This is a genomic window from Helicobacter zhangjianzhongii (assembly GCF_030249855.1).
In the GTDB taxonomy this organism is placed as follows: Bacteria; Campylobacterota; Campylobacteria; order Campylobacterales; family Helicobacteraceae; genus Helicobacter_B; species Helicobacter_B zhangjianzhongii.
This window is the reverse complement of the sequence record NZ_JANURN010000008.1, coordinates 48,759-61,636: the sequence shown is the minus strand read 5'-3', so window position 1 is coordinate 61,636 and position 12,878 is coordinate 48,759. Positions and strand designations below refer to the sequence as shown.

Annotated in this window: 11 protein-coding genes; 3 read left to right on the top strand and 8 right to left on the bottom strand. The window is 46.4% G+C overall.

Annotated elements, in window-relative coordinates; all coding sequences use genetic code 11:
* Positions 1–29 precede the first annotated feature (29 nt).
* Positions 30–224, bottom strand: coding sequence for a hypothetical protein (locus NYG90_RS08510; protein WP_285264939.1), 195 nt, complete (start codon positions 222–224; stop codon positions 30–32).
* The gene (locus NYG90_RS08505) at positions 196–1,989 is read right to left on the bottom strand and encodes an LTA synthase family protein (protein ID WP_285257569.1); all 1,794 of its coding nucleotides are present in this window, start codon (positions 1,987–1,989) and stop codon (positions 196–198) included. Before NYG90_RS08505 ends, NYG90_RS08510 begins: the two co-directional genes overlap by 29 nt.
* A gap of 55 nt (positions 1,990–2,044) precedes the next feature.
* Between NYG90_RS08505 and NYG90_RS08500 the strand changes: the two genes are divergently transcribed.
* Complete coding sequence (locus NYG90_RS08500) at positions 2,045–2,338, top strand: hypothetical protein (protein WP_285257570.1); 294 nt, start codon at positions 2,045–2,047, stop codon at positions 2,336–2,338.
* A gap of 152 nt (positions 2,339–2,490) precedes the next feature.
* Here the strand turns inward: NYG90_RS08500 and gyrA are convergent, their stop codons facing one another.
* Together gyrA and NYG90_RS08490 are read right to left on the bottom strand one after the other, a co-directional pair.
* Complete coding sequence (gyrA, locus tag NYG90_RS08495; RefSeq protein WP_285257571.1) at positions 2,491–4,977, bottom strand: DNA gyrase subunit A; 2,487 nt, start codon at positions 4,975–4,977, stop codon at positions 2,491–2,493.
* 226 nt (positions 4,978–5,203) lie between these two features.
* A complete protein-coding gene (locus NYG90_RS08490) occupies positions 5,204–5,371 on the bottom strand; it encodes a hypothetical protein (protein ID WP_285257572.1) in 168 nt (55 codons plus the stop codon).
* Here NYG90_RS08490 and NYG90_RS08485 point away from each other — a divergent pair.
* Positions 5,365–5,559, top strand: a complete 195-nt coding sequence (locus tag NYG90_RS08485) for a hypothetical protein (protein WP_285264938.1) — start codon at positions 5,365–5,367, stop codon at positions 5,557–5,559. The genes NYG90_RS08490 and NYG90_RS08485 overlap by 7 nt on opposite strands.
* Here the strand turns inward: NYG90_RS08485 and NYG90_RS08480 are convergent.
* The 4 genes from NYG90_RS08480 to NYG90_RS08465 form a co-directional block, all read right to left on the bottom strand.
* Positions 5,504–8,482, bottom strand: a complete 2,979-nt coding sequence (locus NYG90_RS08480; protein ID WP_285264937.1) for a hypothetical protein — start codon at positions 8,480–8,482, stop codon at positions 5,504–5,506. The two genes, NYG90_RS08485 and NYG90_RS08480, sit on opposite strands and share 56 nt — an antisense overlap.
* A gap of 113 nt (positions 8,483–8,595) precedes the next feature.
* The gene (locus NYG90_RS08475; protein WP_285264936.1) at positions 8,596–9,627 is read right to left on the bottom strand and encodes a S6 family peptidase; all 1,032 of its coding nucleotides are present in this window, start codon (positions 9,625–9,627) and stop codon (positions 8,596–8,598) included.
* A gap of 51 nt (positions 9,628–9,678) precedes the next feature.
* Positions 9,679–9,816, bottom strand: a complete 138-nt coding sequence (locus NYG90_RS08470) for a hypothetical protein (protein WP_285257575.1) — start codon at positions 9,814–9,816, stop codon at positions 9,679–9,681.
* A gap of 13 nt (positions 9,817–9,829) precedes the next feature.
* Positions 9,830–11,908, bottom strand: coding sequence for a methyl-accepting chemotaxis protein (locus NYG90_RS08465; protein ID WP_285264935.1), 2,079 nt, complete (start codon positions 11,906–11,908; stop codon positions 9,830–9,832).
* A 239-nt stretch (positions 11,909–12,147) separates the two neighbouring features.
* Here NYG90_RS08465 and NYG90_RS08460 point away from each other — a divergent pair, with 239 nt between their 5' ends.
* A complete protein-coding gene (locus NYG90_RS08460) occupies positions 12,148–12,855 on the top strand; it encodes an AzlC family ABC transporter permease (protein WP_285257577.1) in 708 nt (235 codons plus the stop codon).
* Positions 12,856–12,878: the final 23 nt, after the last annotated feature.

The following is a 12,878-nucleotide window of genomic DNA, read 5'->3' as shown; positions in this document are numbered from 1 at the left end:
CGTGGCAAAGCAAGCGCAGCGCAGCTTCTTTAGTAATCCATTTGCGTTTTATCAAAAGTGGATTCTAGGATTTGTGTCTTTGCTTGTGTGGATCGCCACGCCTTGCTGGCGCAAGGCTCGCGATGACGGATAGGAAGAGCGGTGTCATCTCGCGATGACAGGGAGCAGCCAACGCTCAAATACAAAATGCGGATTCTAGTGCTGTGTGGGCTTATCTCTATCAAACTCCCAAAAGCCCTCATATACTCTTGAGGGCTTGCCAAGCTCTGCGGCAAGGGTATCCTCCCCTAGCTGCTCTTGAAGCGTGTGCCCATAGAGAGGGTTGCGCCCTAGCCCAAAGGCGCGTGTAGGGATAGCGATAGAATCTAGTAGTAATGCTGTGATGTCAAAGTGGCTAAGGGCGCGATTTGCTAGCAGATCTTGCGTGGGCGGCTTGGTGAAAGTGGGATTGATGAAAGCATTGTAGATACTTCTGCTTGTGCCATCTCGCACAAATCGCTGCTGCATTGTGAGATGATCTCCTAGCAGGACCAAAGTCGTATCCTTTGCCAAAGGACTCTGCAAAAACCACTCCACAAACTCCCCCACAATCCCATCAAAGCAGTGCAGGGAGTTGGCATAGCTTGTGGGGAGATCGCACTGCGCCTTATCCACAAATCCCGGGGCGTGTGTATCGGCACTTAGCACATAAAAGGCAAAGGGCTTTTTGTCCTTTTTAGCAGCATACTCTTGTAAATATTCTTTGACATAGCTAAAAAGCACGGAGTCTTTCACGCCCCAATCATTACGATAATCCCCAAAGCCCTGCGCATAATCCTCTATGGAAGCAAGGTCATTTATAGGGATATTATGCGAGGTGAAAAACCCCCTAGACCCAGCGAAATCCGCATTCGCCCCGCGGAAAAACGCCTGCTCATAGCCAAGCGCGCTAAACACATCGCCCAAGCAAGTAGCCGAGTGCAAAAAATAGCGTGCGACATTGTCATTAAAGCCAGCATTAAAGGGCAGCCAAGTTTGCGGGAAAGCGCAGTTATAGGAGATAAGCCCAGCGATCGTCCAGCCTGTGCCTATGGTCTGCTTGATATGGCTAAAGCTCACCCCCCTTGAAGCTAGAGTGCTTAAATTTGGAATGAGATTAGGCGTAGCAATACTTGGGATAAAATCGTGTGGATTTGTGCTTGCAAACGATGATTCCATAGACTCCATATAAATCACAAGCAAATTTCTAGGCTTTGCCACCATAGAGAAGCTTTGCTTTATGGATTCTATATCGGGGACCTTGTAGTGGCTCTCATAAAAGGTGCTATAAGTTTTATGCGCTTTGTTGCTTGCGATAAACTCGCTGATTTTTAGCTTTTTGCCCACATAGCTCCAGCCATAGATACCAAGTGCAATGATAAGCACATAGCGCGCTAGCATAGAGTGCTTGCAGACTATGTGCTTGCCTAACACAAAGCCCCGCTTGCACAGAGCAAAAATCGCTACAAACACCCTAGCCGTGCCACTAGGGTGCGCAAGAGCTAGCGAGATAGCAAGGCTAGGCAAGAGAACTACACCAAGAAAAGCAAAGACAAAATCCACATCAATGGCATTTGGCGCGACAGGGAAGCGCAGGTGGAAGATGATCTGGCTAAGATCCACCTTGCCAAAGGTCCTGCGCACCCACAATGTCGCAAAAAATGGGAAAAATACACAAAAACTGCAGAGAAACACTCCAGCACGCGCAAGAAATGCTTGGGCGAAAAGTGTCGATGTAAGAAGAATAATGTGAAAAGATTGCGCTTCAACCCTAGAATCCGCTTTTTTGCTTTTTTGCGCGGTGTTGTCAAAAGTGGATTCTAGGTTTTTTATATTTTCGGCATTGTCTCTAGAATCCGCTTTTTCACAGGGGCTATTTTCTCTGTCATTGCGAGCAAGCGCGGTTGCGTGGCAATCCACACTAGAATCCACTTGCGCGGATTTATGGATCGCCACGCCTTGCTGGCGCAAGGCTCGCGATGACGATAAATAAGCGTTGTGTGCAGAATGGCTGTTTTGCTCAAAAGTGGATTCTAGTTTAAGCTTGCTCGCGGTTGGATTTACTAAAGAAACTGCGGCTTTGCCTTGTTTTCTAAAGAAACTTCGCTTCGCTTGTTTTCTAAAGAAACTGCGTTTTGGGCTTTTGGCTATTGGAGATTTTTCACTATCGCTGTGGGATTCTAAGATTGTGGAGCTAGAATCGGCGTTTTGTGAGCTTTGTGGTGTAGAGTCGCTCGCGGTTGGGTTTGTAATTTCAGTGCCACTTTGGGATTCTAGGATTTTTGAGCTAGAAACGGGGCTTTGTGTATTTTTTGGATAACTTTGCTCGCGGTTGGATTTTCGTGCTAAAAATGGGGCTTCGCAAGGCGATTCAAGGGATTTACCTTGAGTGGTAATGAGCGCAGAATCGCCGTAGCGATCGCCATTTTTAGCCGGAAAGCCTACGCGCCTAAGTTCCCCCCCCCCCCCGTTTTACTCTGCTTCATTACTTGCGCTTGCTTCATCTTCGCTTGTCTCTTCTCTTTCTTCTTTGGGGCAAGTTACCGCAAAGGCGACTTTCTCGCCCCCTACATTGACGATTTTCACGCCGCTTGTGTTGCGCCCTGCTTCGCGGATCGCATTGGTATCGACTCGTATCATCTTGCCCTTGGTGGTTAGCACCATTAGATCCATATTTTCATCATTGACATTGACAATGCTCACAAGATCGCCTGTTTTACTAGTGAGCTTCATCACAATCACACCCTTGCCTCCGCGCGACTGCAAGCGGTATTCTCCCGCTAGGGTCTGCTTGCCGATACCTTGCTCACTCACGGTTAGCAGCTTGTCATTATCGCTGCTTATGGTGGTAGCGGCGATCACGCAATCGCCCTTTTCTTTAAAGCGGATTCCTGTAACACCCCTAGCCACTCTGCCAATCTCGCGTATATCATTGATACTAAAGCGGATACACATACCCTTATGCGTGGCGATGAAGAGCTCTTTGACACTAGAATCCACAATATTCGCGCTCACAAGCTCATCGTTTTCATCAAGATTGATCGCACGCACGCCCACAGAGCGGATATTGCTATACTCGCTTAGATTTGTGCGCTTGACGATGCCATTTTTCGTGAAAAACACTAGCGATTTATCGCTATTAAAATCTTTGGTCGTGATAGTCGCCATAATCTTCTCATCTGGCTGGATATTGATGAGATTGACCACTGCTTTGCCAATCGCCGTGCGCCCAGCTTCTGGGATTTTATAGACTTTGAGCCAGTAAAGCTGCCCTTTATTGGTGATAAATAGTATCGTATCGTGCGTATTAGCGATGAAAAAGGATTCTATAAAGTCATCTTCGTGCGTATTACCGCTAATCTTGCCCTTGCCTCCGCGGTGCTGCTTTTCATAAGTTTTTAGCAGCACGCGCTTGACATAGCCGCGGTGGCTCATCGTTACAACCACCGGCTCATTGGGGATAAGATCTTCTATATCGATAGCATCATAGTCTTCTTCAATCTGCGTAAGGCGGGGGCTAGAAAACTTCTCTTTCACCTCTAGTAACTCCTCTTTGATGATCTCTTTTAGCTTCTCTTCGCTTTTTAGAATGCTATTTAGATACTCGATTTGCGCAAGTAGCTCGGCGTATTCTTGCTCGATTTTATCGCGCTCTAGCCCTGTGAGCCGCTGCAAGCGCATTTCTAAAATCGCCTTAGCCTGCAAGCTACTTAGCCCAAATGTCTTCATAAGTCCATCGTGGGCTTCTTCGGTATTGGCACTTGCTTTGATAAGTGCTATAACCTCATCGATATGATCAAGCGCGATTTTTAGCCCCTCTAGGATATGCGCCCTAGCTTTAGCCTTTTCTAGCTCAAAAATCGTGCGGCGGATCACGATTGTTTTACGATGAGAGATGAAAATATTTAATAGCTCTAAAAGTGTGAAAATCTTTGGCTCTTTGTTGTTAATCGCAAGCAGGATAATCCCAAAGGTAGTCTCCATTGTCGTGGATTTGTAGAGATTATTTAGCACAATCTCACTCATCGCATCTCTTTTAAGCTCTATCACCACGCGCATACCCTCTTTATCGCTCTCATCGCGCACTTCAGCGATCCCTTCGATGACCTTATCACGCGCTAGCTCGCTGATTTGCTCTACAAGCTTTGCTTTATTGACTTGGTAGGGGATTTCATCGATGATGATGATGTCTTTGGTCTTGGTTTTTTCTATATGGGTTTTGGCGCGCACGCGGATCCTGCCTCGCCCTGTGCGGTAGGCATCGATTATGCCTTGCTTGCCATAGATGATCCCACCTGTGGGGAAATCTGGTCCCTGCACAAAGGAAAGCAGCTCTTCTAGTGAAGCTTCTGGGCTATCGATCACATACACAAGCGCGTCAATGATCTCATCAAGCCTATGCGGCGGGATACTTGTCGCCATACCCACAGCAATCCCACTTGAGCCATTGACAAGGAGATTTGGGATCCTGCTAGGCAGGACATCTGGCTCTTTTAGACTATCATCATAGTTTGCGACAAACTCCACCGTGTCCTTATCAATATCGCGCAAAATCTCTTCACTCGCAGCTGCCATACGCGCACCTGTATAGCGCATAGCCGCGGCATTATCGCCATCGATTGAGCCAAAATTCCCGTGCCCATCGACAAGTGGCAAGCGCATAGAAAAGTCCTGTGCCATACGCACAAGCGCGTCATAGACTGCAATATCGCCGTGGGGGTGGTATTTCCCTATGACATCGCCCACGATACGCGCGCTTTTTTTATGCTTGGCGCGAGAGTTTGCCCCTAGATCGTCCATCGCATACAAAATCCTTCTATGCACGGGCTTTAAGCCATCTTTGGCATCTGGGAGCGCGCGCCCCACAATCACGCTCATAGAATAATTTAAATAACTCTCTTTAATCGAATCATCAATATGCACATCAACGACACTTTGATCATCTAAAAGATGCTCCATAAACACTCCTTCACTACCCTGTATTGCTAAGTTTGTAAGCACAAATAAGGCAGGGATTGTAGCTAAAATTTGCTTAAAGCCAGCAGGGTGCGACCCCTTTGCTATCATCGCGAGCGAGTAAAATAAGCGTGGCGATCCACACTAGAATCCACTTTTTTAAAAATGTCTTTATCTGTCATTGCGAGCGGACTTGTCCGCGTGGCAAAGCAAGCGCAGCGCAGCTTCTTTAGTAATCCATACATTCTGCGCTAGCAGAATAATCATCGCTAGAATCCACTTTTCTAAAGAAGCTTCGCTTTGCGTTTTTTGTGCTTGTGGATTGCCACGCTTTGCTATCGCAAAGCTCGCAATGACAGAAAAAGGCGTGAAGCGTAAAAAAGGGCTTTAATGTCAAAAGTGGATTCTAGGATTTTGGAGATAGAATCGTGGCTTTTCGAGCCGCGCAAGGAGATAAGACTAGAGGTCTATCGACGCAGCGCGGCGATGAAATCCGCGATTCTAGCCCAAAAGCTGAATCCACCAGCCTCTAGAATCTGTATTCCATTTTCACCAGCCCACTCACCCCCATTCTCCCGCTCATAGTCGCTTGCAAGTTCGCCGCAGCCCCCAAAGTCAGCGCGCCCACTTTATAGTCCCCCATACAATCTAGCTTATATATCATCTCATCACCCTGCAACGCATAGCCGACAAAGCGATTTGCCCCATCTATCCCCACTTGCACATCGCCAGCCCTTGCAAAAGCCTTTTTCCCAGCTCCGCGAATGCTAAAGAAAAAGCTCTTATTTGTGTAGGCATACTCTAGCCCAGCAAGCCCACTTAGCGCGTAGTAGGTATAGTCATTGACCCTTAGCAGATCGAGCGTATATCCTGCCATCATATTCGCCACATACTCTAGCCCTAGCACCGGCTTTATCGCATTGCTCCTGCCTATCTCAAGCGCGTATTTATAAGTCGCATTGACCCCCACGCTATGATTAAGCGTCTCGATCCTATCCACATTTTGCGCGGATTTTTGGCTTAGGCTTGCGACATAGCTGCCATCAAGCTGCAGCTCATTTGCCCCAAGCTTCATCGCGCTATACAGCCCAGCCCCATAGTTCATCGCATTTTCCCTATACGCGCTATTGCTCCCAAAGCTTGCGCCAAAGCTTAGTAGCCCCCCTGCTACCCAGCTTCTCTCCCCACTGCCAAAGCTCCTATCATAGCCCATATTGGTGCTAGTGTATGCTAGATAGCCGCTGCTTGCGCTACCACCTGCGCCATTGAAATATCCGCCCCCAGCGTTGATCCACACATTATTGCGCAGTGGCTTGTTTAAAGCCGCCCTTGTGAGCGACTTATCTGGCACATCGCTTTTAAGCGCGGCAAGGCGGACAGCTTGATTTAGCGGCGCGTCTTTGCGACTAAGCCTAAGAGTGCTTATGCGGTTTGTGATGATATTGTGCTGCTCGTTGATTAGGGCTAGATTGGCATCTTGGCTGACATTTTTAGCGATTTGCTTGGCATTGCTATCAATCCTTTGGATACCTTGTAGCAGCTGCGTAGCCGCTGCGACACTATGCTTATTAAACGCCGCATCAAGCACAAGCTGATGATCTCTCTGTGCGAGTAGCAGGCTATCTAGCAAGATTTTCTGCCTAGAATCTATCTCTTTTATGCTCGGCAGTGTTTTGCTGATGTCGGCTAGGATTTTGCTAGGATCGACTTGATTTATATCTGTGAAGCTTATGTCTATGCCCGTGCTTGTGTGCGTAGCCACAGCCTGTCTTGTGCTGCGGCTAGTCTGCCCAGCAAAGCCCACGATGAGATCGCCCTTGGTCTCTAGCTTTTTAGCCTTTAGCATTGGATAGAGCTTGCTGCCATCGTGGTTTAGAGTCGTATCGGCGAAAAGCTCATCGTGCGTCTTGGCAAACTCCACCCACACACGCGCATTGCTAGCAAAGTGTAGGGTAGTGTTTGGTAAATTTAGGGCTAGGAAGCGATTGTCATCGCTAGTGTTTGCGGAGCTTGTGTCGCCGTTGCCGTTATTTGTGCCGCTTGTGCCACCGACATTGCTAAGGTGTAGCATATCTGTGATTGTAAGGCTTGCTATCGCGCCATTGCTACCGCTTGCGCTACGCGCGCTCGCATTGCTATGCCACGCCATATTCTGCCCTTGTGCGTGGTGGAGAGTCTGTGCCATTATGGTATTACTACCGCCATTGCTAGCAAAATTGATCTTGCCTAAGCTCGTGCTATCGCTCATATACTCAAACCATACTTTAGAGTTGCTTTGTAGGCTTATGCTAGGGATTTGAGAGTCTTTGGCGATATAGAGTGTGGAGTTTGTAGCAGTGATTGTGGGATTTGCTTGGGCGGCTGGGCTAGGAGTCGTGCTTCTAGCAGTAGGTGTTGTGGCGTTGCTTTTACTGAAGTCTTCTTTAGCGGTGTAGAGCGCAGTAAAGGGGCTATCTTTGATAGTAATGCCACTTGTTAGGCTTAGGCTAGAATCCTTATCTATCCATATTAAGCTTTCTACCTTATCAACACTCAAGGACTTCGCGCTAAAGGTGCTGCCATTAAGCAAGGTAAGCCCTCCTGCTAGGAGCTTTATATCATCGTTGGGAGCACTTAAGCTAGATTTATTATCCAAATATACACTTGCTTCAAAGCTTTTGATACCATTTTTGGATTCTATCTTTGAGCTATTTTTTGCGATTATATCGCCTTTATAGGTGATAGTGTCTTTTGTGTTACCATTGTTAAGACTTTGACTCGCTATGTTTTGATTTAGTTGTTTGCTGTCGTGTTTATCAATATAGAGCATTTTGCTATTAAACTCTAGGGTAGAGTTATCAAGTGTGATATTTGCTTTGACATCGGCATTTTTTTCTATATAGAGCTTTGAGCCGTTATCAAGGCTGATATTCCCGCGATACTCCCTTTGCAGCCAATCGGGCTGGTTGAAGCTTACGCCTTGAGTAGTCATATTAGGATATTGAGATTCATATCTATTGATATAATGCCCTACTTTGCACTCTTTAGGAATAGGGATAGGAAACTGACTACCACCTGTGCAACCACCCTCCCAAGTCGCGTGTGGCACAGGTTTGCCTTGCAGCACGATATGCTGACCGCTCCCCTTTAGCTCTTTTATAGCAAAGCCCCCATCAAAGATGATTGCCTTATTGTCGCTTGTGTTATTGTTAGTAGCCTGTGCTTGTATGGTGGTATTGCCGCTGATATGGGCGTGTATCATCGTTTTGCTTGTGTTATTGAGTGTGAGAGTGGAGAGCTTTTCTTCATTTTTATTAGTGATAAAAGCACTCGCATTATATGCTTTAACCCCACTCATCGTAGCATTAAAGCCATTGAGATTGAGTGTGCCTCCACTTTTGCTAAAGCTCACTTGATTATAATCGCTTATCGCCTTTTCATTTTCAATTATCAGCTCACCCTCTCTATTGCCTAGATAGACACTATTAAAGCTATTTTCAGCCCTTAGCCTTACCTTGCCCTCGCCCATACGCAAAGCACCATTTGTTTGCTTAGTTACTTCTAGCTCCCCTTTGCCGATTTTATGTAAATCCCCTTTGACTTCTATACCCCATACTACTTTAGAATCTTTATCATCTATATCTATCCCCGCACCTTTAAAAGAGCCGCTGCCTGTAATGTTAAGCGTTTTACCCCCCCCCTTAAGATTATTCCCCCTATGCCTTGATCTACTGCTTCATCAACCCTAATCGTGCCGCTTTCAGTATATACGCTGTCTTTATCTCGCTCTTGGTGATACTGCCCATCGTCTATTTGTCTTTGTTTTTCAAATTGTTTTTTAAAATTATCAAGCTCTTTTGGATTAACAACAGCCCAAAAAGTATTTACTACACTTTGGTATTTGGGATCTGCTGGCGTAGCACCGTGAACAGTCCCTATAAGCTCCCACTCCTTTGTTTTATTATTAAACACAAAGGCAGGACTCCCACTATCCCCTGTGTTGATAAGCCCTTTAAGAGGACCATAATGATTGCCATTTCGCTGTATCAATAACTGAGCATCGCTAATATTGCCCTTCTTGACAAAAAATAAGCCTCCTGCTCTAACTCCTGTTTTTACAGAATCTCCAGCTCCGGGACCACCATCCCAACGCTGGAAACTCATACGCCCACTACCGCTTCTATATACTAAAATATGCTCTTCGCCTTTATAGCGAGTCATATAATTTTCGGCATTTTGTTTTACATCACGGAGGCTTGTAACTTTATATCCTCCCTCTACGATAAATTTATTGACTCTTGTGTATGCGGAGTCACTTGCGTATATTTTATCCTTTTGATCAGCATACGATGAATCACCAAGCTTAATGTTTGGTTTTGGTATAAATTTATCTCTTGGATGCACGATATGCTTCGCAGAAGCAGTATAAGCTCCACCTACTGAAGTGCGGTTAGAGCCATCAAATTTAGAAAAGTCTGGGAAAGGTAAGTCTGGCAGATCAACTACCTGCCCATCTTTTCTAGTGATTGTGAGATTTTTCGCTCCCGGAGTAAATTGCCCCAAATTCTGCCCAAAGTCTAGGTAGTCGCGCGTATAAAAGTTGGCTTTATCCACATTCATCGCCCACGCCCACTGCGCCACCACCAGCGAGACACATAGCACCTTTACTTTCATACATATTCCTTGTTTTGTCGTTAAAAAGCCGCAATCCTAGCACACGCAACTTTAAGCCAAGCTATAAAAATAGATTGCCACGCTCGCCTTGCTCGCTCGCAATGACAGAGAGTAGATTGCCTCGCTCGCAATGACAGCTCTTTCTCCGTCATCGCGAGCAAGCGCGACAGCGATTGCGTGGCGATCCATTTATTACCAACACCTAGAATTTCTTCGTATTGACATCTTTGATGATTTCTTCTGCGATGTCGCCGACTTTTTGCGTGATGTCGTTTGTATGGCTGGCGATGGTGGCGTTCTCTTGGGTCGATCCCTCGATTTGGGCGATAGACTCATTGATCTGCGCTAGCCCTTCGGTCTGCTCTTTGATAGACTCGCTCATATCTACGATACTTTGGGCAAGCAGATTGACATTAGCTTCAATCTCGCCTAGAGACTTTGTAGTGCGCTCTGCTAGCTTTCGCACCTCATCTGCCACGACTGCAAAGCCCCTGCCGTGCTCTCCAGCACGCGCTGCTTCAATGGCGGCATTTAGGGCTAGCAAGTTGGTTTGGTCAGCGATGTCTTTGATAATGCCCACGATATTGCGGATATCTTCTGTCTGCTGGGTTACTTCTTGTGCCTTGGTGCTGACATTTTGCATAGAGGAGCTGATTTCTTCCACGGCAGCGGCACTCTGCCCTAGTGCTGCTGCTTGCTGGGAGCTAGACTCTGTGAGCCGCTGCATAGACTCTGCTAGCTCGTTTGATCGCTCATTGAGCGAGTTGGCAAAGCTAGCAGATGAGCTTAGCATTTTCTTAATCTCCTGCCCCAAAGTATTGGTTACAAGCTCGACTCGCCCATTTGCATTGGCGATTTCTGTGGTGAAATCAAGCTTCACAAAGCTATCAAACACGCGCTGGATCTCGTTCATATCGCGCCCGATGTGGTTCTGCAAGACATCGAGCATAGCATTTAGGACATTTTTTAGCTCCACTAGCTGGGGGTTATGGGGTATAGCGGTGATCCTAGCACTAAACTTGCCAGATTCTATATCCTTGGCAGTTTGGGCAGACTGGGCGATTGCCTGCTTATCTTGCTCTAAGCCTTTTTGCGTATTGGCGATGTTTTGGTTAATCGCTAGCACCATACCGCCTATCTCGTCATTTGCCTTTGGGGTTACAAGGCTAGGTGGCGTGCTTGTCTCGTGGTTTAGGTATTTGAAGAAATTTACTAATAGATTTGAGACGACTTTGAGCCGAGAGACTACCGCTTGCTTGATGTAGAAAAACACAGAGATGATCACAATCAGCAGGGAAATCACCACGCATAGCACGATCAAATTGCGCAGAGAATACACCGGCTGCATAATCACATCTAGCGGGGCTACCACCATAGCACTCCAATATGTCCCTGTGTTGTAGAGCTGCAAGGAGGATAGCCCTACTAGCGCGTCTCTTTTGTCTATGGTTTTGTATTCATAAATGCCTGAGTCGTGTGCCTTGGCGACTTGCTTTAGGGCTTGGGCGTGCTCATCGGCATTGACTTCTAAAATGTTTTTGCCAAGCGCGTCTTGGTGTGGATGCACGCCTATATCGCCATCTTCTGTCATTATGAAGCGATAGTCTCCATCAAACACGCTCAAATTGCCATTTTGCATCCAAGAATTTACTCGATCCATACTTATCACTAGCCCCACGACCCCTATAACCCTGCCTTGTTTGTCTTTGATAGGGATATTGAGCCCAGAGAGTAGCTTTTGCCCCTTGCCATCAAGATCGGCAAATGTCGGTGTGCCGATGGTGTTGCCCTGTGTTTTTAGAGCCTTTTGCAAGCTTTGGGACTGCAGGATTTGCTCGCTTGCTGGGATTGTGTATAGCCCGCCTTCGTTGTCGATATCGCTATCACCTCGCACGATCATAAACTCGCCGTTTTTCAGGGTGTTGATAGACTTGGAGGGCTTGAAGTGCTTAAGATACAAGTAGCCGAAGTTGGCGTTGTCGTTGGCATCTAGCATATCTTCGATGACTTTTTCTAGCTCAGCTTCTGTGGCTGTGCTGCCATTCAAATTTGCCTCGATAGAGTTATGCACGCCATCAAGAAATGCGAAGGTTTGATTCACACTTCCCATAAGCAAATTACTCATACGCAAGGAGACATTGGTAAGGAGCTTTTGCGCCTCGCGCTTTTGGATAGCGGTGGAAGAGCCGATGATGACGAAAGTCATAGTCGCCATACATACGATGATGATAGCAGCAAGTAGTAGCGATACTCTTGTGCCTAGGTTTAGGTTTTTCAGCATAGGACACCCCTTTAATGTTGTAAAGTATTGGTAAAGTGCGGTTATTGTAAAAACAAAAAAAAAAAAAAACAGCTTAAATTTTTCAAGTTTTGGCATTGCTGTTTCATTTTGCTACCTAGAATAGCACCAGCTTTGGAGTAGATTAAACGAACCTTAAACACTCCCCCTACACCAAGCCCAAAAAATCTGCATAGAATCTGCTATGATTGCAGCTCTATGTTACACAAGGATTGTAAAAAGTGGATTCTAGTAGATTTGGTGCGTTTGCTCATAGTCTGCGTATAGCTCTGCCATATACGCTCTCGATTTTTGTGGGCTATGTGCTTATGGGCGGGGTGTTTGGTGCGCTGCTAGCTCAAGCGGGATTTGGTGCGCTGTGGGCTTTAGGTATGAGTGTATTTATCTATGCGGGGGCTACGCAGTTTGCTTGCGTGGGGCTGCTGGCAAATGGCGTAGGGCTATTTGATACGCTTTTACTCACGCTTATGATCAATGCAAGGCAGATTTTTTACGCGATTTCGTGCTTAAATCTCTTTGCCCCTTATCCTAAGAAAAAGTGGTATCTAGCCTTTGCACTTACTGATGAGACATTTGCCCTAATCCACCTAAAAGCCAAGCAAGCAGAGATTGATACAGGGGCGTTTATGTGTGCGGTGGCGTTTTTGCACCATAGCTATTGGATCATCGGCTGTGTGAGCGGGGCGATCATAGGAGGATATATAGAGATCAATACACAAGGTATGGGATTTGTGATGAATGCGATTTTTATCGTGCTATTTATTGATGTGTGCAAAAGCACTAGATCTTACAAAGCTCCTTTTATGGGGGTGTTTGTGAGCCTAGGCTGTCTTTTGCTCTTTGGGCAAGAGCTGTTTTTGCTCCCGGCACTTGTGCTAATATGTGCTCTGCTGTTTTATGATGTTGTGAGAAAAAAGCCGATACAATAGACCCTTTGCAGTATAAGGATAGG

Coding starts and splice junctions, on each gene's coding strand:
- gyrA (WP_285257571.1), bottom strand. CDS start 4,977: ATGGAGCATCTTTTAGATGATCAAAGTGTCGTTGATGTGCATATTGAT.
- NYG90_RS08465 (WP_285264935.1), bottom strand. CDS start 11,908: ATGCTGAAAAACCTAAACCTAGGCACAAGAGTATCGCTACTACTTGCT.
- NYG90_RS08480 (WP_285264937.1), bottom strand. CDS start 8,482: ATGGGCGAGGGCAAGGTAAGGCTAAGGGCTGAAAATAGCTTTAATAGT.
- NYG90_RS08475 (WP_285264936.1), bottom strand. CDS start 9,627: ATGAAAGTAAAGGTGCTATGTGTCTCGCTGGTGGTGGCGCAGTGGGCG.
- NYG90_RS08485 (WP_285264938.1), top strand. CDS start 5,365: ATGTCAAAAGTGGATTCTAGGATTTTGGAGATAGAATCGTGGCTTTTC.
- NYG90_RS08470 (WP_285257575.1), bottom strand. CDS start 9,816: ATGGATCGCCACGCAATCGCTGTCGCGCTTGCTCGCGATGACGGAGAA.